The 23,969-nt window shown below is 44.5% G+C and carries 17 protein-coding genes; 6 read left to right on the forward strand and 11 right to left on the reverse strand.

Going from position 1 to position 23,969, the window contains the following annotated elements; genetic code table 11:
* Nucleotides 1-10 precede the first annotated feature (10 nt).
* The 5 genes from AC438_RS00385 to AC438_RS00405 all read right to left on the reverse strand — a co-directional run bounded on the left by AC438_RS00385 (nucleotide 11) and on the right by AC438_RS00405 (nucleotide 2,308).
* Nucleotides 11-331, reverse strand: a complete 321-nt coding sequence (locus tag AC438_RS00385; RefSeq protein WP_053979289.1) for a TusE/DsrC/DsvC family sulfur relay protein — start codon at nucleotides 329-331, stop codon at nucleotides 11-13.
* A gap of 116 nt (nucleotides 332-447) precedes the next feature.
* Nucleotides 448-717, reverse strand: a complete 270-nt coding sequence (tusB, locus tag AC438_RS00390) for a sulfurtransferase complex subunit TusB (protein WP_053979290.1) — start codon at nucleotides 715-717, stop codon at nucleotides 448-450.
* On the reverse strand, nucleotides 717-1,097 hold the full coding sequence (tusC, locus tag AC438_RS00395) for a sulfurtransferase complex subunit TusC (RefSeq protein ID WP_053979291.1): 381 nt from the start codon (nucleotides 1,095-1,097) through the stop codon (nucleotides 717-719). Before tusC ends, tusB begins: the two co-directional genes overlap by 1 nt.
* 35 nt (nucleotides 1,098-1,132) lie before the next feature.
* Nucleotides 1,133-1,540 carry a sulfurtransferase complex subunit TusD gene (tusD, locus tag AC438_RS00400; RefSeq protein WP_053979292.1) on the reverse strand — a complete coding sequence of 136 codons (408 nt, stop codon included), beginning with the start codon at nucleotides 1,538-1,540 and terminating at the stop codon, nucleotides 1,133-1,135.
* A gap of 93 nt (nucleotides 1,541-1,633) precedes the next feature.
* A complete protein-coding gene (locus tag AC438_RS00405; RefSeq protein ID WP_053979293.1) occupies nucleotides 1,634-2,308 on the reverse strand; it encodes a Bax inhibitor-1/YccA family protein in 675 nt (224 codons plus the stop codon).
* A 473-nt stretch (nucleotides 2,309-2,781) separates the two neighbouring features.
* On the opposite strand from AC438_RS00405, the gene AC438_RS00410 reads away from it, so the two are divergent.
* From AC438_RS00410 to AC438_RS00435, 5 genes are all read left to right on the forward strand, one after another.
* Complete coding sequence (locus AC438_RS00410; protein ID WP_053979294.1) at nucleotides 2,782-4,155, forward strand: HDOD domain-containing protein; 1,374 nt, start codon at nucleotides 2,782-2,784, stop codon at nucleotides 4,153-4,155.
* A gap of 940 nt (nucleotides 4,156-5,095) precedes the next feature.
* The gene (locus tag AC438_RS00415) at nucleotides 5,096-7,720 is read left to right on the forward strand and encodes a hypothetical protein (RefSeq protein WP_053979295.1); all 2,625 of its coding nucleotides are present in this window, start codon (nucleotides 5,096-5,098) and stop codon (nucleotides 7,718-7,720) included.
* A 24-nt stretch (nucleotides 7,721-7,744) separates the two neighbouring features.
* Nucleotides 7,745-10,177 (forward strand): amidohydrolase family protein, encoded by a 2,433-nt coding sequence (locus AC438_RS00420; protein ID WP_082353805.1) that lies wholly within the window; start codon nucleotides 7,745-7,747, stop codon nucleotides 10,175-10,177.
* A 596-nt stretch (nucleotides 10,178-10,773) separates the two neighbouring features.
* On the forward strand, nucleotides 10,774-13,875 hold the full coding sequence (locus AC438_RS00430; RefSeq protein ID WP_082353807.1) for a malectin domain-containing carbohydrate-binding protein: 3,102 nt from the start codon (nucleotides 10,774-10,776) through the stop codon (nucleotides 13,873-13,875).
* Nucleotides 13,875-15,395 (forward strand): DUF1552 domain-containing protein, encoded by a 1,521-nt coding sequence (locus AC438_RS00435; RefSeq protein ID WP_053979298.1) that lies wholly within the window; start codon nucleotides 13,875-13,877, stop codon nucleotides 15,393-15,395. Before AC438_RS00430 ends, AC438_RS00435 begins: the two co-directional genes overlap by 1 nt.
* 369 nt (nucleotides 15,396-15,764) lie before the next feature.
* Here the strand turns inward: AC438_RS00435 and AC438_RS00440 are convergent, their stop codons facing one another.
* The 6 genes from AC438_RS00440 to AC438_RS00465 form a co-directional block, all read right to left on the reverse strand.
* Nucleotides 15,765-16,937, reverse strand: coding sequence for a glycosyltransferase family 4 protein (locus AC438_RS00440; protein WP_053979299.1), 1,173 nt, complete (start codon nucleotides 16,935-16,937; stop codon nucleotides 15,765-15,767).
* 402 nt (nucleotides 16,938-17,339) lie between these two features.
* The gene (locus AC438_RS00445) at nucleotides 17,340-17,882 is read right to left on the reverse strand and encodes a DUF7931 domain-containing protein (RefSeq protein ID WP_053979300.1); all 543 of its coding nucleotides are present in this window, start codon (nucleotides 17,880-17,882) and stop codon (nucleotides 17,340-17,342) included.
* A 50-nt stretch (nucleotides 17,883-17,932) separates the two neighbouring features.
* Nucleotides 17,933-18,406 carry a GNAT family N-acetyltransferase gene (locus AC438_RS00450; protein WP_053979301.1) on the reverse strand — a complete coding sequence of 158 codons (474 nt, stop codon included), beginning with the start codon at nucleotides 18,404-18,406 and terminating at the stop codon, nucleotides 17,933-17,935.
* A complete protein-coding gene (locus tag AC438_RS00455; RefSeq protein ID WP_053979302.1) occupies nucleotides 18,384-19,598 on the reverse strand; it encodes a cupin domain-containing protein in 1,215 nt (404 codons plus the stop codon). The genes AC438_RS00450 and AC438_RS00455 overlap by 23 nt, the downstream gene beginning before the upstream one ends.
* A gap of 165 nt (nucleotides 19,599-19,763) precedes the next feature.
* Nucleotides 19,764-21,155, reverse strand: coding sequence for an adenylosuccinate lyase (gene purB / locus AC438_RS00460; protein ID WP_053979443.1), 1,392 nt, complete (start codon nucleotides 21,153-21,155; stop codon nucleotides 19,764-19,766).
* A 73-nt stretch (nucleotides 21,156-21,228) separates the two neighbouring features.
* On the reverse strand, nucleotides 21,229-22,518 hold the full coding sequence (locus tag AC438_RS00465) for a DUF3530 family protein (protein ID WP_053979303.1): 1,290 nt from the start codon (nucleotides 22,516-22,518) through the stop codon (nucleotides 21,229-21,231).
* A gap of 368 nt (nucleotides 22,519-22,886) precedes the next feature.
* On the opposite strand from AC438_RS00465, the gene cysB reads away from it, so the two are divergent.
* Complete coding sequence (cysB, locus tag AC438_RS00470) at nucleotides 22,887-23,861, forward strand: HTH-type transcriptional regulator CysB (RefSeq protein ID WP_053979304.1); 975 nt, start codon at nucleotides 22,887-22,889, stop codon at nucleotides 23,859-23,861.
* Nucleotides 23,862-23,969 lie beyond the last annotated feature (108 nt).

Here is a 23,969-nt window from a genome sequence, read left to right on the forward strand (position 1 = left end):
ACTCGGCGTTTTACAGACAGTTTTCGGGCTTGGGTAGGCCCGCAATCTTAGCGCCATACTTGGCTGGGCTACCGGGAAATAACTTGAGTAAATAAATACTGCCTGATTTTTCTTTGCCCAAAGTACTGGCAAGGTATCGGCTCAGTGGCCGCATTGCCGGAGCAACCTCAAAGGTCTTATAGAATGTTTGTAAGCTGGTAATAATCTCCCAATGCGCCGGTGTGAGTGTAATGCCTTCTTGCTGGGCAATATGCCGGGCAATGTCAGGTGTCCAGTCTTCTAGACGCAATAAAAAACCTTCAGCGTCTAGCGGCGCTGTAATGTGACTCATGTGTTTTCACTTTTATGTTGATAGGTCATCTGTTAATACATCATCTCTGGAGGCGTTAATATCGCCATCTGTTCAGCGGTGTACCCCTTCAGTGGTGTGCTGAATTAAGCGCGATATCAATACCAGCTTTGCACAGGGTTATACTGGCAGCTAAGCGCAACAAACTGGCTATAACTTAAAGGCTCTATCAAGTGGTTGAGTGTTAATCCGCGGGTTGTAATATCGTGTGCTAGGGCGTAAGTAAGTGGGCGCTTTACAAGAGCTGCATGAGTGGCAAGCGCATACACGCCATCGTTAATAAACACTAAGGCATCATTAGGGCCGGCCACCGCAAGGCAGTTTTTTAACACGAAAGGGTTGTTTTGGCTAACAATATGTAACGTCATTAAAAGCTCAGTACCTGTTTGGCTTGGCGAATGAGCTCGCCAATAGTTTCATCGCTAACGGGTTTAGCCGCTAGATAAAAGTCGCTAAGATCGAGTTGCCGCTCATCGAGCCCGCTGGCTTGTGCGTAAAGCGCATCAATACCAAACATAGGCAGTGCGCTGGTCATTTTTTGATGGTTTTTACGTTGCGCGTCAACAGTATCTTGCTGGCTTTTAAGTTGCCATAAACCCTCACCCATAAAGATAATAGCCATATTTTGATCAAAGGCACCAGCAGCCAATGCTGCCTCTAAGCCTTCGCGGCCTAAGCTACTGCCGTAAGGGCTGTGGCTAAAAATAAAGAGTAAGTCGTATTGCGCAATATGTGTTTGGGTTTCCATTACAGGCCTCCTATAGGGGCTAGGCTGTGATTGTTTTAGGCAAATGTAATGGTGCGATCACTGTGGGCAGTGGCATCAATCAGTTGGCCCAAACCGCTAAGCTCGCTGCCAGTGAGCAGGTTGTTAGCGAGTGCACGTTGCGGTGTTTGATGGCGCTTTTGCTCGTTGTCGTCTAATACGCCGCGCCTAAGTGCTGCGGCAATACACACTACGCTATCGAGCTGATATTGCTCAATCAGTGCTTGCCATGCGGCGGGTAAGTCAAACTCCCCCTGAGGGGTAATGGCTTGTGCATTGAGGTTGTGCACGCCTTCGCCGTAAAAAAAGAGACGATGAATACGGTGCCCTTCTTGCAGTAAGCACTGCGCAAATTGATACGCGTTATAAGCGGTGCTCCCCAGTAGTGAATGCGGAGCGGCATGAATAACAAGGGTAAAAAGCATAATAAGCAACTCGCAATGATAAAAAGGCGAATGATACGCATAAAAAAACCGCCCGTAAAACGGGCGGTTTTTAGTATTTACGGCAGGGCTATTTTAGTCGTCGTTTAAAAAGCCTAAAAGGTGTAACAATGCGGTAAATAAGTTGAGAATATCTAAATACAAGCGAACGGTTGCCATAATGTAGTTGGTTTCGCCGCCGTTAATGATGGCGCTAGTGTCATACAAAATAAAGCCAGACATCAGTAAAACAACAACTGCACTAATGGCTAGGCTAGCAGCAGGCATGTGAATACCAAACAAACCCAATACCATAAATGCCAAGCTGGCTACCACAACAGTAATAAGGCCAACCATCAAAAAGCCACCCATAAAGCTAAAGTCTTTGCGGGTAGTGAGGACATAGCCTGATAAGGCAAAAAACACTAATGCAGTACCACCAAGCGCTTGCATAATAATCATGCCGCCATTTGCGGTGCCCATGTAGTAGCTAAGTGTAGGGGCAAGGCCTGCGCCAAGCATTGCGGCAACGGCAAAGACAGCCAAAATGCCTTTCGATGAGTTAGCCACTTTAGGCAAAACAAACCACAAAACCCCTATAGCACCAAAAGAAAGTACCATTCCCATAATATGAGATAAGCCAATAGCCATACCTATAAATGCAGAAATAGCGCTCACTAATAAAGTGACAGATAGCAGGCTGTAAGTGTTACGTAAGACCTTGTGAGTCTCAATATGTTTGACGGAACTGGCAGAATAGGCCTGTTGCATGGTCGTGCTCCTAGATAATAAAAATCATTAAAAAGCGTAAGTAGTAGTCGCGTTTAAAAAGCGGCCTTACTTATTTGCTAATCTTGGTGGTCAGACTACCAAAAATCAAGTAAGTGCGATAGATATTTTCAAACCTTACGCAATCGTTTTTAAAAGCGATTAACCCCTATAAAGTGAAGGGTTTAGTGGCTATCGGACAAATGTGAATCGCTTGTGGTGCGGGCACTGTGCACCCAAGGCGTGGCCAATGGCTTTTAATGGTGATAGCTGTTAATACATTAACGGCAGTATTTGCACGCTTTAATAACTGCTTTGACTCTATTAGGCAGAGTTTTAGCCAGATAGCTCTTGCCATAACAGCTTGAGTTATAAGGGTGTGTCGGTGAGTTGCTTTAGCCGATGAGTGGTTGTTTTTTAATCAATTGGAGGGCTATATTTTAAGGTATAGATTAATTTTGTGAAGAGGATACCCCATGCCATTGCCCGCTAGTATTTTGCAAATGCTGGAAACTAATAATATTCATTATGAGCTACGCGAATCCCTTCCTAAGCAGCCAGTAGCCGCGAGTGCACAAGCGTGTTTGGTTAAATCGCTTTTGCTAAAAGACAGCAAAGGCATAGTGCAAGTACTGCTCCCTTGGAATCGCATGCTAAATTTAGACGCCGTCGCGAATGAGTTTAACCGTAACCTCACAGCACTCAGCCAAGAAGAGTTAGCGCACACGCTCAGCGAGGTGGGCTTAACCGCGGTACCAGCGATACCGCAATGGCAAAAAAACATCACGTTGGTCGATAGCGCCTTGCTAGAATTTGGCACATTGTGGCTAGAAACCGGCGATCACGAGCAAATGCTTGAGGTAAAGCGTGAGGTTTTTTGTGCCATGGTGACTGCGGCTAATGTGGCGAGTATCGCCTCGGCAGTATCAGAATTGTTGGTGTCGAGTGTCGATGATGATATACAAATTGCCGCATCAGTGCAGCGTTTTACACAATTGCGTATTAAGCAGCGCTTAGAAGATACCTTAGAGTTACCGCCTTTACCCGATACTGCGCGGCGCATTATTAAATTGCGAGCCAATCCCGAAGCCGATATTAGCGATTTAACGGACATTGTAGAGCTAGATCCATCATTGGCGGCGCAGGTGGTCAGTTGGGCAGCGTCACCGTATTATTCGGCGCCAGGCAAAATAAAGTCGGTACACGATGCTATTGTGCGGGTATTGGGTTTTGATATGGTGCTTAACTTGGCGCTAGGTTTAGCCTTGGGCAAAACTATGAGCACCAGCGTCATGAGCCAAAAACAAATAGCGGCTTATTGGCAGCATGCTATTTGTGTGGCGGCGGTGGTCGAGGGTTTGGTAACGAGCATACCCCGAGAGCATCGCCCAGCATTCGGCATGTCGTATTTAGCCGGTTTGCTATGCAATTTTGGCCATCTTATTTTGGCTGAAGTGTTTCCGCCGTATTACGCGAATATCAGTCGCCACCTAGAGGCCAATCCTCATATCCAAAGCCACGCCGTAGAGCAAAGCATTGTAGGAGTGAGTAGTTGCCAAATATCGAGCTGGCTACTCGAAACTTGGAGTATGCCAAGCGAGGTGATTACCGCCTTAAGGCAACAATTTAACCCCAGCTATCAAGGTGAGCACGCCGAGTACGCGCATTTATTGTTTGTGGCCGAGCAGTTACTCGCGCGTAGAGGCATAGGCTCTAGGTTGCCTATGCCTATCCCCAGTAAGCTTTTTGAAAGCTTACACCTAGACCCCGAAACAGCCGAAGCCACTGTGGGTAATGTACTTGAGTCGTGCGAAGCACTCGATGATATTGCAGCAAAGATGATGGGCTAGCTCGATCGACGAGTCGTTTTTTTTAGCGACTACGAGATAGCCTATTATTGATTGCGATGGCATTCAATAGCAAAGCACCACCCTTTAAAGGCCGCCGTTAAGGGGCCTTTTTTGGTGTTAGCGCTTTAGTCAATGGCGGCAGGGCAACGCTTGCGAAAGCACGCCGTTAATGCATCCGCAGTGTCGCAAATGCAAAGAGCATAAGCGCGACGAATGCTCACGCTCAAAATGCTGTGTTTGTAATAGGCAAGCGTTAATATCGATATTTAAGCGTTCTAATATAGACGGTAAGCGTGTGATTATTAGGTATGTGGTTATAACACCGGTTGACGTGCAGGTATGTACCCATGCCGCGGGAGTAGGATATTCACGCGCTGCCGATCCCATCGACTAAATGAATATCATCGGTTACCCCAAAAATTTTTGGCTGCTCAAGCATTAGATAAGGCCGGTTGAGCCGTTAAGTTGTGGTGTCTTTAGGTTTTGGCTTTTTGATACTCAGAAAGTACCTTTGGCTGTGTCTGTACGCGCGGGTTATTGAATTTATTCTCTCGAATTAGCGCTATCGTGCTGCCCGAGCGCTTTGAATGTTGAATGTTGGTATATAGTGAAATGCTAAAAATTTTATTTTTTTAATTTCGCAGTGTTATTACGGCAAGTACATATTTTGTGAATAAATCTCTCTTTTGGCGGCTAAATATTTAAGCGATAAGGTATTGGTCAAAATTTTTAACAAATGGCGCAAAAGGCCGCATGCTTTTGTAAAATTAAGGCAGACTGTTATTTTGAATAACAGTAAATTCTGGCGCAGCTCAGGGCGTCACAACCTTGATGACCTTAAGGAACTCGCACGGCCAACTCTCCTGCTCAAAGTGAGCAACACACGACAAGCGCGCCAAATATCACTATTGATTTACGCCAATCACTGCAAAATAACGGTATGCTCGGCGAGCAGCTTTTTCAATACGAAGCAAAAACTAAACTTGATCAGCTGCTTAATACCATTGCCAAGGGCGTTAACCGTTTAGCGAGCTCAGCCGCTGATGATACGCATGGATCATGGTTGCATGAGTTTGACCGGCCTAGGCACAATAATACAATTTTTATTGGCGGTGAGCGCGGTGCAGGTAAAACCACTTTTTTACGCGCCGTGATGCAGGAATATTTTAAAAACAAAAATGATAAAATATTGCCTATCACTATTATTGACCCCACATTAGTCGAAACACATCAGCATCTGTTAGTTGATTTGGTGGCTAAGCTGAATGCATTGCTTAAAAATCAATTATCGTGTTGTGGCGACGATCAAAAATACTGCCAGTTTAACGAAAAGCTAGAAGCCATGGCCGAAGGGCTTAAATTGCTCAATAGTGGTGTAGAGTCAAAAGATCAAGATGCCGCCTGGTTTTTAAATAAATCGTTAAAGCATGCCATGGGTGGGCAAGCCTTAGAGGCGCGTTTTCATGAGTTGATTGATAGTGCCGCTAGCGCTTTAAATCAAGATATTTTTATTGTCGCCTTTGATGATGTCGATACCGATACAAGCAAAGCGTACGATGCTTTAGAGCTGATACGTAAATATTTAACACACCAAAAATTGGTTATATTAATATCTGGCGACTTAAAGCTGTACAGCTATATTGTTAAAGAAAAAAAAGGAAAAGAGTTTAATGTAAAACCTGAGAGTACAGTCGCTGTCGACTTGGTCGATCATTTAGAGCAACAATATTTAGCCAAAATTTTACCGGTAGAGCAGCGCATTAAATTAAAGAGCTTTCGTGAGTTAGCCGATGAGCGGTTTAAACAAGGTATTATTTATGTAATTGATCATCACAACGAAAAAGATCATAAGACAGGTCAGCCTGTTAAAACATATATCGAGACTATGCTATCACAAGCGCTTAATTTAAGACCTGCCCATGTAGGTGCGTACCGTTACTTTATATTGTCGTTACCGGTGCGCACAACGTTACAAATACTTAAAGCTTGGGCCGAGCGCCCAGCTAACGATAGCGATAATTATACTGCCTTTAAGACGGCTTTAAGGGCAAGCTATATCGGCGCCCTACAAAAAGAAGGGATTGATGCCGACAGCTTAATAAGCCCCTATGCTCACCCTAATAGAATTGGCATGGCCTTATTTACATTGTGCCACCAATACGGCGACCTTGAAACCGGATTTTACGACCGCCCCGATGCCGTCCATGAAAGCTATAACGCTTCGCAAATATTCTTGTCATCGGTTATTGCCAGCTACACCTCAGATGGGGTTAACCCTCTAGGTAAAGCTTTAAGCTTAATGTTAACCGGTGGCGCGGCATCTAATATCTATATGAACCATGTGGCTGGCCTGCTTAGAGGTGGCTGTACATCAAATGATTATTTATCGTATATTGGCTTACAAACCTACCAAGATGTTTATAGTGTATCAGCACATTTTAGCCCCATTATATTAAACCACTTTAAATCCGGAACACATGGCAATGCTCAATTTTGGTCGGGTGTTATTCGTACGCCTAGGCAATTAAAAAAGGTCAATAAAAGTATTTTATATACTGAAATAGAAAAATTGTATAACAATGATGCAGATAATAATGGTATGAAATGTATAAATCATACTACGTTGCCTAGTTTTGAGAGAAGTATAAATAAACAAGGTATTCAATTTATGACATTTTTGGCTTCAAAGACTATTCTCTTTTCCGCGCATTCCGCTATTACAGCCAATGAAGGCAGAGATTATATTTCAATTTATTGCCTGATTGCTTCTACTGCTCAATTGTTAGGCTGTCAAGATGAAGATGCGGTAAAAAATATGATTAATAAGTTGGAACCCATAAAAACATACGGTTCACCAACTTTTTTAAATAACGCTGACGTTAATGATATTGCTAGAGAAATATACGGTGAAAATGAAAATGAAAATGATATCGATGATATAGAAGCGCCCAGTGAGAACTATAAAAAATTAATTAATATATTATATACGTGGATTGAAGAGTGTAATAAAGGCCAGTATTCTTCATTACTAATCGGCAAGGTTTGGACGCGATTGATGTATTCGTTGTCAAATATTAATGGTAGTAAGAGGAAGTTGAATAGCACTGATGGCGAAATAGTGTGGACCCTTTACGATTTGATGGCTAATTATATTTGGAAGCTAGTTAATTCAGTCCTTATTGAAGAGGTTCGTTTTGGTAATAACAGCAGTAATAGTTTAAGATCATGCTTAAATATGGCTAAAAACACTAAATTCTCATCGAATGAGCTAAAAAATAATTTAAACAATGTGTTTGAAAAGATATCATTGAATAGTTATAAAAGTGATTCCTTTAAAGAAAATTTACCTCTGACCACATCGCTAATCGCTTGCCCGCTATTGCTGCCTTATTTGCTAAAAATTAATAAAGATAATAAAGGCGTAGATTTTATTTCTGATCATATAAAAAGTATTTTAAAATCAGTATATGGCGATAGTTGTGAATTGATTAAAGCGTTTGAGGAGGGTGATAAATTACATATGATGGCTTTTGTCTCGGCTTTGCCTATTGTAGGCGCTATTTAAGATCACTAAAAAATAGAGAAGATTATGATTTTAATTAACTCGTTTTTTTTGGCCGAGCCTGCGGTATTTGATTTTGTGTTAAAGCAAATGCCTTTATTGTTAACGGGCGAGTTATGTGATTTTGATGGCGGCTTAAAAGAGGTGGTGTATACCGCCTGCCAGCAAAAACATAACCGCTGGCCCGATCAAGTATTTTTAGGTTACTGGGATGATTTGATTGAAACCAAACACGATGACGGCAGTTGGTCGCGTGTATTGCTTGGGCAGGCGGTTGATTATTATTTTGATCAAGATAATCGGCGTTTAGCGATTGATAGGCAAGCGTTTGATGCGTGGCAAGGCTGGGTGGCTAATCAATGTGCATTGCCGGTGGTGGCTTATCAATTGGTTGCGCAATTACACCCTGCTGTGGTTAATCAACCCTTTGAGCTTTTGGCCACATTGCGCGAGAAAGTGCCCAATAGCAGCTTGCCGTGTGTTTATCACCGTGTGGTCGAAGATTATATTGCGCGGCAAGGGCTACACGAAAGCCACATGCATTTAAATGGCACAACCAGTATCGAGAGTTTATGGTGCCATGTATTATGCCACCCAGAGGCAACGGTAGAGTACTTAACCGACTCGCTCAGGTGTCAGCGCGTTAAGCTTTTGTATGCCGCCAATACAGTCTTTAAACAGCCTAATGATATTCACCATTTATTCATAGTGGCCAGGCAGGTACGCGAAGCCTTATTGTTGTGTTTAAACGGGCCCAGCCCAGCCCAGCGGCGCCAAGCGATACAAACCTTAAAGAGCGTACTCACCGAGCCTACACACCATGAAGCGCTATCTTTTCCATTAGAAAAAGCCTTGTTCAGCGATACCGAGCATAGACCGCACTTGGCCGAGCTGCACTGGCAGGTGCGCTTACTTGCGCAGTTAAAGGCAGCCCCTGATCCGCTGATTGATGCATGCTATTTATTGTATATATTGTGCATGAATAACTTCCAGCGCTTTGCGGTGCAGCGCACCGATCAAGCGGGGTTTGATTGGTTTCAAAAATTTGCAGACGATGGTGTGCGCGAGCATATAGAGTTAGCCTATGAGGCTCGCTTTAGGCAATTGCAAGGCAATAGTACGAGCGGTGCGGCTGAACTTGCCACACTCGAATGCCGTATTGCGCCTAAGTCAAGCAATGCCAAAAATATCAATTTGCTCTCAAAGGTTTTTGAAGGCTTTTTGTGTTATCACCAAGGGGCCGAGCCATACGCTTTACACAGTGCCTGCGATTTAAATGACTTAGCCCTTAAAGTATCTGCCATTAAAAAGCCTGCACTGCGCTTGGTGACGCATTTTATTAAAAGACCTTGGCAGCCTAAAGCAGGCGAAGCCTACTACCAAACACTGCGCAATAATTTGTTGACGCAAGCGCATTTGTTGGTCGAGCTACTCGATAATAACCCCGCACTAAAAAAGATTTTAACCGGCATTGATGCGGCCGCTAATGAGCTAGAGGCACCGCCGGATGTTTTTGCGGGCCTTTATCGCTTTTGTCGTTATCACCATATTCGTCATTTTACCTATCACGTAGGCGAAGACTTTAAGCATTTAGTCAGTGGTATACGTGCGGTACATGATGCTGTGACATTATTGGCCTTGCGTAATGGCGATAGACTAGGGCACGCAACAGCGATTGGGATTTTACCCAAACAATGGTTTGAGCCTATGCCTAAATTTATTTATATGGAGCAAGGTGCATGGCTAGATGATTTATTATTTGTGCGGCAAGTGGTGCTTTCAACAAATACAACCCGTATTAACTTAGAGTGGGTAGAGCGAGAGATTAGACGTTTAATAGCATTATTATTGCCCTCGCCAATGACCATTGATGTACTGCAAGACGCCTTCAAGTACCGCCACTTATTGCCCGAAGCACTAGAGGGCTATTTACAGGGGCAATGCTTAAGTTATACCAGCTGGCTTTGGCAAGAAATAGAGGCGGTTAAAAAGGCAAAAGAGCATGTCGGTTTAGAGGCGCTTGAATGTCTGCGTATGCGCTGGTTTGATGTAGGCGTATTGATGCGCAGCGCTAAAAAAACAAAGGTGTGTGTGACGGGGTTTGATGCTGATGCTTTATTGTTATTACAGCAGTATGTGCAGCATGAAATTGAAAAATACGGTGTAGTCATAGAAACACTGCCTACGAGCAATATCAGAATTAGCCATTACCAATCAATGCACGAGCATCATGTCTTTCGCTGGCTTAAAATACCCGAGCGCGCTATCGACGGCGATGCAAATTTAATTGTGTCTCTAGGAAGCGATGATCCGGGTATTTTCTCGACCAGTATCAAAAATGAGTTTTATCATATTTTTTGTACATTAATAAAGCATTTTAGTTACTCGCCCGAAGAAGCCTTAAAATATGCCGCGCAAATTAATGAAAATGGCCGTATTTACCGCTTTGATGGTTATTAGGTCATTAACTAAAATAATACCATCAGATCCGACTTTTGCATCTGGGGCACAAACTCGTTTAACGCCCCCTGTTTTCTTTGGAGAATCGTACCGACTATGCTCAGAGTATTTCGTTAAACCAGACCGGTGAAGTAGGCTGCCTTTGGGCAATAACAATAATAACAAGCCTTAACAATAACAAGCCTTTATCGTACTCATCTAACCTCTTTCTTGCGCGACTGGCCAATACCGAAGATCAATGTGCCGAAACACCGTTAAATTTGGCTTATCTTCTCGATAAACCCAAAAAATCAATACCATAAGGCCTAGCGTCCCAAATTCTGCTCTATCGAGAAGCTACCAGCGACTTTTGGGCCTTGTGGGGTCTCATTGCCAGTTGAGCCTTCTCAACTTGTACGCGGGATACTGAGACAATAAGAATTTGTGATCAGGTAGAGACTTTTATTTCACTGTTTTCTATTTAAGAGGGATAGGATATAAAAAATAAAGTTTATGAGTATGGTTTCTAATTTACCAAATATGACTTTATTTTTGTGGTTTTCAATCTTCAATGCGTGAATAGAAGAGAAATAATAGTTTAACTAAAGGGTCTAATTATGCGGGTAAATGTACTGAGAAGCATCGATTGGCTGCCTATTAATACTGTGGTGGCTCTATTGGTTGTTTGTTTGGTGGGCTGTTCTGCAGGTACTGAGCCGAGCTCTTCAAAGAGCAGCTTGGGGGTTTCTTCAACGAGTGTTTCGAGCCTGCCAACGGGCTCTGCGAGCTCGGCTGCTGGAGGAACAGATGACATGGATGCAGATGGTGTTACTGACGCGATAGAAGGCGACGGGTGCTTAAATACCGTATTCGGTGCAGTGGTTGATGTTGATGGCTGTTCATCTTATCAGCGTGGCAAAAAACAATTTTCTTCTCAGGCTTGCGTTGCTTGTCATGGAGCTAAGGGTGAAGGCGGGTCGGCCTTGGCAATTAGGGATTATCAATGCTCAAATAAAGTGATGGGTCATTGTGGTGAGCGTGAGGGGTTGGCAGCTTATATTTCAGCGAACATGCCACGCCCCAATGTGTGTACTGATACCGCTGGCAGTACGTGTGCAACAGATGTTGCCAATTTTATGTTGATTGAATTTGCTCCGGAAGTGGTCATCGGTGATGCCGATCATGATGGCATCCCCGATTCTGATGATCTATGTGAAACATTACCCCAAGATAAAAAAGCGATAGATGCGACAGGGTGCAAGAACCTTCAGGCTAAATCAGAGGTTGTATTTGCCCTTAATGCCGGTGGTGAGCAGTATGTGAGTCGCAATGGTACGGTGTTTATTGCAGACGATGCGCAATATTATGCTGGCTCCTTGGGGGCTACCACGGGTAATCATAGTCACGATGTAGGCAATACAACTGATGATGTGCTTTACCACAAAGAGCGTTGGGGTAGTAACTTGTCCTACCGAGTACCTCTTGATAATGGCTCTTATCATGTGGTGTTGCACCTTGCTGAGGTGTACTTCACAGAGGCGAATAAGCGGGTTATGGATGTGTCTATTGAAGGTCAGCAGGCACTGACAGGCTACGATATTTTTAAAAAAGCTGGCGGCCAAAATATCGCTAAAACCGAAGCGATTAACAATATTACTGTCTCAGATGGAGAGTTATTGATTGAGCTGACTGGTACGACAAACAATGCCAGTGTCGTTGCTTTTGAAATTCTATCGATGGCACAAAATGACGGTGATTCAGATGGTGTTGCCGATATCTATGATGATTGCCCTGGTACACACTTAGAGAGTGTTGTCACTAAATCAGGATGCTCGCCAAAACAGCGTGACCGTGATGGTGATGGTGTTTTAATTCCTGAAGACCAATGCCCAAGTACGCCAGCCAACCAAACGGTTGATAGTGCTGGACAATTAGCCGGCTGCTCTGCGGAGGAAAAGGCTGCTGATACGGATGGGGATAATGTTCCTGATGTGATTGATCAGTGTGCCTCAAAGCAGGGTGATATCGTCGGAGAAAACGGCTGTACGGGCCTTAAGAGCTTGGAAAATGGTGATATTGAAAGCCCTCAAATGCGTTTAACTGCGTCACAATATTTTTCTACAGTGAGTGCGGCTTTTGATTTACAGGCTTTCCCGGATGTGACGATGCTAGGTGATGCAACGGGCCCCTTTGGTGCATACACTAATAATGCGGCCGATTTATCATCGGATTTTCGAGAGCTGGTAGGTGCTGCTGAAGTGATCGCGTCAGCCATCGCGCAACAATTTGCCGCTCAGTGCAATTGGCAAAATAATACTATGCAGTGCGTTAAAGATCATTTATCCGAGCCAATGGAGATTCTTTATCGTGGTGTCAAATCTGCAGCGCCTGTAGTCTCAAATAACAATAATAACAATGCATCAATGATTCCTGCCGATCAATGTAATTTAACAGCGCATTGCAAAGCATTATTCGGAGACATGGCAAATGATTGCTCAGATAGCAGCTCAGCCAATAGTGTGTGTATGTGTGGCGCTCAGCGGTGCGACCAATTGATGAGTTCACCCTCGCCAACAACGACGCCTGATATCCATCGTATAGCCCATGTGATTTCCGAGTCTTTTGATGCCGGTGCTGATGTGGAAGAGGCGCTGAGTTCAGGGTTGTCGCTGATGCTAGTAGATTACCGTTTTGTGTATAAATTAGAATTTGGCGAGCTAGCTTTGCCGGCAGGTCGTTTACACCTAACACCGCGTGAATTGGCAACACGTATATCTTATACGCTGAACGACGCACCACCTCAGCAATCCTTTATTGAGGCATTAACACAGTCGAATGATTTCGATACATTATTGTCGCGCGTTAATAATATGATGTCAGATGATCAGTTTATTAGCTCTGCAACGCGGTTTATTTTTGAATGGCTCGGAATGCAGCCATCTCGCCCTCTTGGTAATCTAAATAATGTCACGGTCGCTGCTTATGAAGAAACGCGGAGATTTATTAAGCATATTCTTGAAAATGATTTACCGTTGAGTGAATTATTTACGGCGGATTACAGCTTTATTAATGGAACGTTGGCTGAGCATTATGGTGTGCCAGCGCCAACAAGTCAGTGGGCAATTTACCATTGGCCTGCGAATACACAGCGTTTGGGCATTTTAACGCAAGCTTATTATTTGCAAGCACATGGCAATCATGGCCGCGATAAAAATACCATTTTCCGAGGTAAAGTCATATTTGAGCGCATGTTTTGTGATTTTATGCCACCACCACCTGCCGATGCGGCAGCTGAAAATGAAAATACTTCAGACAGAACTGAAGCCTCTGCTTGTCGTGGGTGTCATATTATTGTAGATCCGATAGGGCGTATTTTTGATGCATACGATGATTCTGGGAAGCTATATCCAGGCGGGGCTCAACGTCAAGGTCACTTGGCCATGCAGGTCGATATTGCAGGGTCTTATCAAAATCCAGTGGAGTTGGGCCTGAAACTAGGTAGCTCTCAGGCCATGGCTCAATGTTTTTCACGTCAATTGTATCGGTTTGCCTTAGGTCGAGACCCGAAAGCAATCGAAAGCACGAGTTTTGATCAGATTTTTACGGGTGTCTCCGAAGGTGGATCAATTAACGATGCCATTAGAACGTTGGTCACTAGCGAATCTTTTAAAGCGTTACATATTAAATCTCATGCGATGAGTTGCGAGGTCAATCACTAATGAAAAAGTTTAATCGTCGCGATTTTATTCGCACAAATACAGCCGCAATAGCTTCTACTTCTTTAATGGGTTCATTTGTAGAAAGGGCTTTAGCGCAAAACACTAATTTCAAACGGTGCATTATTTGGTACACGCCCGAAGGTTGTACGCAAAGGGCATATTGGCCACGCAGCTTTGGTGATCTCAATATTAATATGGGGGCGAGTATTAATGGGCTTGATATTATTAGGCCTGATAATATCAATAATTGGGAGGTTGTGGGCGATGCGATTGATCGAAATCGTAGCGGCAATTTTATAGAAGATACCTCTGGTGCGGCAACCTATATTTTACAGCCGCTCAAAAAACATGAGCAAGATATCAATCTATATAGTGGCTTTTATAATACAGGTGATGAAGGCCAGAATGATGATCATGCTAAAGCAGTCGGCGGAGCATTAACCGGCGGGACACCCAAGCAAGGTAGTTTTGATCAGGTTATAGGGTCTCGCTTAGGAAAAGGCGCTTCATCGATTTATATGCCTGTTTATGGTGCTCATGTGAAGGGGAGGGGGGCTGCAGATTCTTATACATCACCAGCGCGCAGTGTTGGCGGAGGAACATTTGGTAGTTCAAATTGGAACCCCATGGACACATATATGCAATTGTTTCGCAATGGAATTCCTGATGGAGCTAATAACACCATGACGGGGTACTCCCCTGATTATGGGCGAGCCAATTTTTTAGAGCAAGCTGCGGCCCAAATTGAGGCTGTTAAATGCTTAGGTGGAGAGCAGGCCCGGCATAAAATGGAAGTGCTTCTTGCATCATTCGAAAAGCTTGAAAAAGAAGCTCTTGCAAATCTTGACCTATCAGGTTCTGACCCATCAGTGAATGTCAATTTTAATGTGCCCAATGGTTGGACTAATACCAATGGAAACACTACAGATACGAGCAAATACTGGGCTAAACCAGAAAACTTCGGTAAGTTAGTTGATATTGCTATAGATACGACTGTTGCAGCGTTAGCGCTAGATCGAACGCGATGCTCTTTAATGCAATTTAGCGGAAGTGGAACATTGGCTGTACCGGCACTAGGGCAGCACTATACACACCTGAATATTCCAGGCTTTGAAGCGCGAGGTAATGACCAGCGGCACGATCATGAAATGGGCCACGCCAATGGTAATAAGGTCAAGGCTAGGCGGGATCATGCTCGTATTCAGCGTTGGTATTATGGGCGACTGGCTTATCTGACTCAGCGCCTTAAAGAGATTCCTGATGGCGCAGGCACATTGTTTGACTCAACATTGATTATTGCGACAAGTGAATTCAGTACTTATGATCATCGCCGTGAAAATATGCCCTATATGACGATTGGTCACCTTGATGGCTCTATGAAAACAGGACAGCACTATAATGGGCGCAAAGGAAATAATTTGCGCGCACATAGTGAATTATTTTTAGGTTGGGCGCATGCGCTGGGTGTTAATGTTAGCCGTTTTGGTAAAGCAAGTAATGCCTATAAGCCTTTTCTTTAACGATGTGAATAAGTCCTAGGTAAGGCTTTTTATGTGCATAATCAATACTGAATTGCACCTATTTAGCCAAGCTGAAAAATCTCGCCTGATAGGGTGTGATGGACTATTTTCTCGGTATTTAAGTGTCAGCTCTTGCAGGGAAAGCAAGGGTTAGACAGTGCATCTGCTAAGGTAAGCGATCAATATAAGACGTCCTCCTCTCTCAATATCTCGCTCTAAACGGTATGCTATTGTTCAATGCGAGAGGCGTAAAAAATGGCACGCTTAACACGTATTTGCCAGCAATATTTTAACGTCGTATTTGGATAATAAAGAGTACCTCAGGATTGAATGATCGCTTATCCAGAAATGAAGGCTCATAGGAGCCCGTTAGTGATCACAAGTACTCAACACAAATTGGGAGAGATCAACGCTAGGGTTAGAGATCCACTTATTTATCATTTCAGCCCATTTTAACTTTAGATTGAGATCTTGCCATTCTAGTTTTGCATTTTTGCTCATTTTTTTGTAAGTATCCAAGTTACTACAAATTGATACAATTTTTTCACTGAGATCTACTGAGTCTCTTTCTCTAAAGAAAACGACGCTTCCTCTCAAGCCCACACGCCCAATAAACATTGGGTGATCTGATGCAACCACTGGGGTGTGCACCATTAAACTTTCCATGATCGTCATCGGTAAACCTTCTGGATATGAATGACGGCTTGGCACAACGACAACATCAGATTCATTCATATTAGAAAAGACCTCTTCATGGTTTATTAGCCCTAGCATCTCAATTTGACTGCTGACTCCCAGATTGCTAGCACAATTAATCAGCTTTTCTTCGTCTCCTTTTCCTGCAATTCTCAAAATGGAATCTCTGCCGAATTTATGTAGCTCGCTCATTGCACGAACTAAATCAAAAACCCCTTTTGAGTGAGATATTGTACCTGCATAAAAAATAACTATTTTCTTTTCAGTTAAGTTGTTTGGTATATTTTTTTTCCAGTTTGATGGGTTGTCAGAGTGTTCCCAATCATACGGTAATATTTTGCTGGGGTTTATGCCTAGATTTTTTAATGATTTAGCCGCGTTGATTTGATGGTTTGCAACCCATTTTATAGACTTAGATTTTAACTCCCTTGCTAGCATAAAATGTCTTAGTTGCGTTTTCACTTTCCAAATGGGGATGTTCTCAAAGGAGTCAGCAAATACGGGGAGTGTATTTATTTGGCGCTTTCTTAAAAATCTCAAAATCTTGTGGTCTGGAGTCCGTAAAATAACGGAGTCAGGAGAAAATTGTGATATTTCATTTTCTATTGCAGTGTAGTCGGTTTTATTTTTATTCATTCCAACGGCAATGAGATTGTTCTCTAGTTTGACCCTATAGCCTTCTGTCTTTAAGGTTAGCACCATAACGCTTATATTGCTTTTCGCTTGCTGTACAACCGAATTCACGGAGTACCTTTGTCCGTAATAATTCTCTTTCCCATTATTTTTTATAAGGCGATTGTATGCTTCCGGAAAATCACCTGCATATTGAATATGTAAAATTTTCACGATTTATCTCTTCCTATAGAAATTATGTGCCTAAAGATACTAGCCACCCAGTTTGTGTGAGCTGAGCTAAAGCTATGTAAGATAGGCCTCGATCATTAGCGTGGCAACATTAACATATTACTCATCGAGTTCAATGCGGCAAAAAGTTAAACAGAAGTGGCTTGTAGCACAGTCGAGGAAAACGCTGTAGAGAAAAACGCTGTAGAGAGCGGGGGCGGGGCCTTTACATCTGGCTTCTGTGCAGAGCCTTCAAGAGCAAACCTTTTGTACGGTGCGTAAGTTTAACGCTGGCGCCGCGGTTTGAATACCTTACCCCTGCACTTAGACAGATAAATTTGCAGCCAATATTTTAATGTCGGATTTGGGTCATATGGGTACACTAAGCCTGAATGATTACTAGCGTTACAGGGTGATGGCTTTGAGTTCTGGATCTTCGACAGCGTAGTGCTGCCATAGGTGATCAAAGGTCTCTAGAGCATGGCGAGACTCGGCGCTGGCTTGGCGGCAAAAAAAGCCTTGATAGGTGGATTCTTGATTAAAAAAGACTAAGGTTGTGCGATCGCTAATGCAAAAGGCTGTTTGTGGTTGTGGGTGTTCTTGCGTCAAGATACGTATTTGAATTGAGCTGGGTAAGCGCTGGCTGAGTGAGACTAGCAAATGCTGATGGCCATACAGTGATTTTGGATTTTGAATCAGTATGCGTACTAGGGCGTTACGATGGCGGCGGGCGACGCGCGATATGTGATTGGTGAGGTTAGTACAGCTGTATAGTGCTGGCTCTAGGGAGTAGCAAAAAATAGTGATGTCACGCTGCGCTGTTTGAATGCCCATATACAGGGCGTCGCTGGCGCTTTGGAGAGTGTCAAACCGAATGACGCCAGTGTCGCCTTGTGGAGGTTGCGTACTTGGCGGCTGAGTGATGGCTGCATCGTTGTGTTGGGCCATAGTGTGTGATCCGCTGTTGGATTGATGTATTGGCGTTAGAGTAGAGCGGTTTAAGGTGCACTAAAGCCTAAAGGTTTACTGATGGGCTTATGCAGAATATTGGCCTCGTAGTAGCTATCACCGGTAACGGTGAAGTTGTGTTTTAAATAAAAGCCAAGGGCATCAATCTGCGCATTGGCGGTCAGCTCGCTCATGCCGGCATGCATCGCTGAGCGGCTGACAGCTTTTATCAGAGCATTACCAACCCCTTGGTTACGATAATGCTTAAGAACGGCCATACGGGTGAGCTTGTAGTGCTTAACAAGGCGTGCAGTGCCTACAGGCGTGCCGTTGTAGTAAGCGATAAAGTGCTGTGAGTCTTGCTCTTGGCCGTCCCATTCAATATGTGGAGGGACCTTTTGCTCTTTGATAAACACTTGCTCGCGAATGGACTCGAGCGCCGAGGCGTCTGCAGGCCAGCGCACCTGGCGCACCTTAACAATCGGCGTTAAGGTCGGTGGGTTAAGGCAGGTTGAGGTATCCATGGTCAATCCACTGGTTTATGACGGCACAATCATCAGCCGAATAATGTTGAGGCTCAATGGCCGTATAGTTACATAATGCACACGCTAAGGTTAGACTTGTTTGCCAGCTTTGACCATTAATGAAAACGGTGGCTTGTGGCTTTTGGTTGATCGTTGTTGAGTCAGGTGGTGCGTTGTGATGATGTAAATGGTGGCCGATATTAGGAGGCGCTGGCGTGTCGGGGTTCACAGTGTAGGCCGCGCGGGTATTAGCGGTCATAACGAGGTGATCGGTGTTAAATTCACCCGTGGTGATATCGGGACTGCAGCGCTTTTCTTCGGTCAGGTGGCAGCCTAACCACTGACCAACCCGTGCGGGTGTAAAGTAGTTGCGGCAGCGCTCAGCAATTTGCTCTACGACCTGCTGTGTGATTTCTCCCCCCAGATTGGCCGGTAAATTTTCAGGGTCGCGGTAGCGTATATCGGCGCTGAGTTCGCTGGCAATATCTTGGCTTAGGTCTAGCAAAATATCACTATAACTGGGTGCTCTAAAGCCAATGGAATAAGTGGTGCAGTCATCTGTCGCGCCAATGCCCCAGTGCGCGATGTTGGCTGGTATATAGAGTAGGTCGCCAGGTTGCGCCAAATATTGTGCTTGCGTATCGAATTCCGTCAGAATTTTTAATGGACAATCGGTCAATAGGGGCGACTGTTCGCTGCATGATTGGCCTATCTGCCAGCGGCGACTGCCGGTACCTTGCAATAAAAACACGTCATAGTAATCAAAGTGTGGCCCCACACTGCCTCCAATAGGAGCAATGCTGGCCATAATGTCATCGACCCGCCAATGCGGTAAGAATTTAAATTGTTGAAGTAAATCGTGGGCTTCTGGGCAGATTTGGTCCAGCGCTTGAATCAGTAAGGTGAAGTGGCTGGGCGGGAGTGTTGCAAAGCGTTCTTCGGGCAGCGGGCCATGCTCAAGCTGCCATTGGCTGTTTAAGGGGTTTTTGCAGGTTTGCTCAATAATGAGCCGAGACTCAACACTATCTTCAAGGGCGAGCCCTGCTAGCTCATTACTGTCGAGTGGCGCTTGCCAATTGGCGAGTGCATTTTTGATAAATAGCGGTTTTTTTTGCCAGTAGTCGCGTAAAAAGTCTTGTACGGGCAAGTCGCCTAGGTGGGTAAGTGGTTTGATGGGCGTTTTTTTTTGCATGATAATAGACCGGCGGCCGCTACGACCAAAAACTTATGGTAACCGGTGTGGCAGACCATAATATTTAAAAATAAAAAAAGCCCTTTATTAAAGGGCTTTTTGTGTGCTGGGGTTGTTTAATGCGGGGTAGAAAAGCCCTAATACTTAAAGGGTTTTAGCTAATGGTTATTTAAGCTTTGCCAGCTGATTGGGTAGATCGCGTGTTTGCGCGATGGCATTGCCAATATAGGTTGCAGGGCTCAAGGCTTGCAAGTCTTTTTTGGCGTGTGCGGGCATGTCTAGCGTCTCAACAAATGCACTGATCGTTGCTTGATCAATGGTATTACCACGCGTTAATGCTTTGAGCTTCTCATAGGGTTTTTCGATACCGTAGCGACGCATAACCGTTTGAATTGGCTCGGCAAGTACTTCCCACGCACTGTTAAGGTCTTGTGCTAGGCGCTCTTCGTTGATTTGCAATTTACTAATGCCCTTGAGTACCGACTCATACGCGATGGTACTGTAGCCAAAACCGACACCCATGTTGCGCAAGACGGTCGAGTCGGTAAGGTCGCGCTGCCAGCGTGAGATGGGTAGTTTGGCGCCCATATGGCCAAATACAGCGTTAGCCAAGCCTAGATTACCCTCTGAGTTTTCAAAATCAATGGGGTTAACTTTGTGCGGCATTGTCGATGATCCTACTTCACCGGCAATGGTTTTTTGCTTAAAGAAACCCATTGAAATGTACGCCCAGATATCACGATTAAAATCGATCATAATGGTGTTAAAGCGTGCAATCGCATCAAATAGCTCGGCAATGTAATCGTGCGGCTCAATTTGCGTGGTGTAAGGGTTAAAGGTGAGTCCTAACGAGCTTACAAAGGTCTCGGCATTCGCTTGCCAGTCGATTTCATTATAGGCACTCATGTGGGCATTATAATTACCGACGGCGCCATTGATTTTACCGAGCATGTTAACGTGGCTAATTTGCTGAATTTGACGCTGTAAGCGGATGGCGACATTGGCAAACTCTTTGCCCATAGTACTAGGCGATGCTGTTTGACCGTGAGTGCGGCTTAACATGGGCACATCAGCATAGCTGTCGGCGCTATCGGCAATTGCGTCAACAATCTTTTGCATTAAAGGAATTAAAACATCATCGCGGCCAGCTTTTAGCATTAAGGCATGTGAGAGGTTATTAATATCTTCACTGGTACATGCAAAGTGCACAAACTCAGTCACGGCATTGAGCTCGGCATTATCGGCAATACGCTTTTTAATAAAGTACTCAACAGCTTTAACGTCATGGTTAGTAACGCGCTCTTCGGCTTTGATGGCTTCGGCGTCGGCTTCGCTAAAGTTAGCGATCATGTTGTCGAGTACCGCTGAGGCTTCGGGACTGAATGTGGGGACTTCAGTAATAGCCGGGTGAGCGGCTAACTGCTGCAACCAGCGAACTTCTACTTCAACACGGGCGCGAATCAGGCCAAATTCACTAAAAATGCCACGTAGGCTTGAGGTTTTACTGCCGTAACGGCCATCAATAGGAGACACTGCAGTCAAGGATGTTAGGTTCATAACTCTCACCAGCTTAAAAAAGGGCGCATTGTAGCCTAAAGTGTGAGTTGAGTCAGGGGGGAGTTTACGGCACTTAGCGGGTATCTTTTTTGCCTTGGGCATGCTGATATAAAAAACCACGGATAATACGTGTCAATCGGTGTTCGCCTTTTTGGTCGACGCTCGCACTATTAAGAGTGCGCGTCACATAAATAGGTACATCGCTATTGGCCAGCGCTTTTTTACGCGCACTGAGCTGTTGTGCAGCTCTGGCTGAGTGCTGTTGAAAATGTTGTGTGTGAATGTCTAGCAAAGGGATCGGTAGTGCGGCCAGTGCGGTAGGTATATCGAGCTCAGGTGTTTCGGTTAAATGATGCTCTGCATTAATGATAACGAGCGCGCGCAAAGGGTGTTGTAAGACGATGTCTTCAGGGGTTGAGTCGATAAGTGAGTCATCGGCTTCTAGTGCTTGCAAAAAGCGCAGTGCGCGGGCTGCGCCGATGCCTTCGGCAATAATCACATTATTAAATTGTGATTGTGCTTGCAAATAATTGATGCCCGCACCAATGCGGGCTAAAGCCAGAGGCTCTACAGGCGTTATAACCGAGGCGTCGGGTGTTGGCTCTTCGAGGGGGGTGGCTGTATTGGTGCTATCGGCACCTGCCGGAGTGTTGTTGGGGTCTTGGAAGACGGTTTCTTTTTCGTCTGGCGTGGGGGGCACTGTCAGCGCGCTATCCTCTGTATCTGGTGTATCTGGTGTGTCTTGGATTTCTTGCGGGTCTGGTGTTGCTGCAGTTTCTGGCGCCTCGTCAGTATCGGTGGCGGGGGTTGATTGAGAGCTGGGTAAAGGTGCCGGTCTGGCAGGAGGGCGTATGCGATGTTGTGCTGGCAGGCTAATCGCTAGCGTTGACCAACCATTAGCACTTAAATAATGATGCAAGTTGGCTAGGGTGTGTTGCTCGCTAGGATTGGTATTGTGATTAGGAATAATTAACGCGGCGCCTTTGGGGGAGCCGCTATGCTCAGGATACCAAGTGGCTAAAAAATTCTCGCCCAGTGCGCTGAGCCACACAGTATTGCCGAGCTGAATTTCTGTCGCAATTAATGCATGTTGTTTCGTTTGGGTATATTGATAGATGCTTGGTGGTCCTAGGGGTTTGATGGGCGCTTGAATATCCCCAGCCGCCTCCTGTGTCGTTGTTTTGTGAGTATTTTCGGTAGTACTTTCTGACGTATTTTTGATGGCGTTAGTGGCGTTTTTTGGTGCGCTATTGGGTGCTTCTGGCTCATCTTGTGCCAGCGCGTCATCTGTTAAAATGCCGATAGATACCGCGATAAAAACTCGAGCAGTGATGAATAAAACGGTAAAAGATTTGAAAGGCATATATTGACACGATTAAATGGGCGTTCTACAAAGATAGCAGGTGTTTTCGCTAAAGAGTTTACGATAAAAGAAGAGAAAGGGGTTGGCAAATTATTGGGTTTCCATCTATTCTTGAATAGAATATTTTTTATGCTTTTTATATGTTTTCTATGTGTATTAATCGCATGTTATGCACTCTGTAAAGATTAATGCGACTTAATAATGGTTTTAACGTCGAGTGTTCTTATGTGTAATATGTCATTTTGTTTGTTGATAAGCAGCTTTTTTTGATAAAAGGTTATCTGTTTGTCAGTATTTGTGGGTCAAGCCGTTGCATATGCTTGGGCGCTGTTAATTTAATTACTTTTGCCGCCAATCGGAGGGCATAAATGAAACTCCAACAACTACGATATATTTGGGAAGTGGCACATCACGATTTAAATGTGTCAGCAACCGCACAAAGTTTGTATACCTCGCAGCCGGGTATTAGTAAGCAAATTCGTTTATTAGAAGATGAGTTAGGTGTTGAGGTTTTCTCTCGTAGTGGTAAGCATTTAACGCGTATAACACCTGCTGGGGAAGCGATTTTACGTACCGCCGGAGAGATTCTTCGCAAGGTTGAAAGTATTAAGCAAGTAGCGCAAGAGTTTAGCGATGAGCGCAAAGGGACATTGTCGATAGCGACTACCCACACTCAGGCGCGCTATGTTTTACCAAGTGTTATCGCTCAGTTTATTGCTGAATATCCTGATGTTTCTTTGCAGTTAAATCAAGGCACTCCCATGCAAATTTCTGAAATGGCGGCCGATGGGACCGTTGATTTTGCGATAGCCACAGAGGCTATGGATTTGTTTAGCGATCTCATTATGTTGCCCTGCTATAACTGGAATCGCTGTATCTTGGTGCCTAAAAATCACCCCTTATGTCATGTGAGCGAGTTAACCATTCAAGATGTCGCTAAGCACCCTTTGGTGACTTATGTTTTTGGGTTTACAGGCCGCTCTAAGCTTGACGAGGCTTTTATGGAGCATGGCTTGGCGCCTAAAGTTGTTTTTACCGCTGCTGATGCCGATGTGATAAAAACTTATGTGCGCTTAGGCTTGGGAGTGGGGATTGTCGCTAAGCAGGCTTTCGATGCTGAGTTGGACGCTGATTTGGTGGCTTTAGATGCTAGTCATTTATTTAAAGCGAGTACAACGCGCCTAGCCTTTAGGCGGGGGACTTTTTTAAGAGGTTTTATGTACGATTTTATCGAGCGATTTGCGCCTCATTTAACCAAAACATTAGTTGATGAAGCCTTTAATTGCGGCTCTAAGCTTGAGCTTGATGAGTTGCTATCGGGTATTGAGTTGCCAGAGTATTAGTCTGAAATTACGGGTTACAGTTCATTGACCAGGCATGTAATCATAAGCACTAAAAAGCCCAAGGAAAAACCCCGCTTTAGTGAGGCTCAGGCGGGCTTTTTCATGCAC

It is taken from the genome of Marinagarivorans algicola, assembly GCF_001292705.1.
Taxonomy (GTDB): Bacteria; Pseudomonadota; Gammaproteobacteria; order Pseudomonadales; family Cellvibrionaceae; genus Marinagarivorans; species Marinagarivorans algicola.

Excerpts from the sequence above, each read along its gene's own strand:
- tusD (WP_053979292.1), bottom strand. The coding sequence starts at position 1,540 with ATGCTTTTTACCCTTGTTATTCATGCCGCTCCGCATTCACTACTGGGG.
- AC438_RS00415 (WP_053979295.1), top strand. The coding sequence starts at position 5,096 with ATGCTCGGCGAGCAGCTTTTTCAATACGAAGCAAAAACTAAACTTGAT.
- cysB (WP_053979304.1), top strand. The coding sequence starts at position 22,887 with ATGAAACTCCAACAACTACGATATATTTGGGAAGTGGCACATCACGAT.
- purB (WP_053979443.1), bottom strand. The coding sequence starts at position 21,155 with ATGAACCTAACATCCTTGACTGCAGTGTCTCCTATTGATGGCCGTTAC.
- AC438_RS00420 (WP_082353805.1), top strand. The coding sequence starts at position 7,745 with ATGATTTTAATTAACTCGTTTTTTTTGGCCGAGCCTGCGGTATTTGAT.
- AC438_RS00465 (WP_053979303.1), bottom strand. The coding sequence starts at position 22,518 with ATGCCTTTCAAATCTTTTACCGTTTTATTCATCACTGCTCGAGTTTTT.
- AC438_RS00450 (WP_053979301.1), bottom strand. The coding sequence starts at position 18,406 with ATGGATACCTCAACCTGCCTTAACCCACCGACCTTAACGCCGATTGTT.
- AC438_RS00405 (WP_053979293.1), bottom strand. The coding sequence starts at position 2,308 with ATGCAACAGGCCTATTCTGCCAGTTCCGTCAAACATATTGAGACTCAC.
- AC438_RS00445 (WP_053979300.1), bottom strand. The coding sequence starts at position 17,882 with ATGGCCCAACACAACGATGCAGCCATCACTCAGCCGCCAAGTACGCAA.
- AC438_RS00455 (WP_053979302.1), bottom strand. The coding sequence starts at position 19,598 with ATGCAAAAAAAAACGCCCATCAAACCACTTACCCACCTAGGCGACTTG.
- tusC (WP_053979291.1), bottom strand. The coding sequence starts at position 1,097 with ATGGAAACCCAAACACATATTGCGCAATACGACTTACTCTTTATTTTT.
- tusB (WP_053979290.1), bottom strand. The coding sequence starts at position 717 with ATGACGTTACATATTGTTAGCCAAAACAACCCTTTCGTGTTAAAAAAC.
- AC438_RS00410 (WP_053979294.1), top strand. The coding sequence starts at position 2,782 with ATGCCATTGCCCGCTAGTATTTTGCAAATGCTGGAAACTAATAATATT.
- AC438_RS00435 (WP_053979298.1), top strand. The coding sequence starts at position 13,875 with ATGAAAAAGTTTAATCGTCGCGATTTTATTCGCACAAATACAGCCGCA.
- AC438_RS00385 (WP_053979289.1), bottom strand. The coding sequence starts at position 331 with ATGAGTCACATTACAGCGCCGCTAGACGCTGAAGGTTTTTTATTGCGT.
- AC438_RS00430 (WP_082353807.1), top strand. The coding sequence starts at position 10,774 with ATGCGGGTAAATGTACTGAGAAGCATCGATTGGCTGCCTATTAATACT.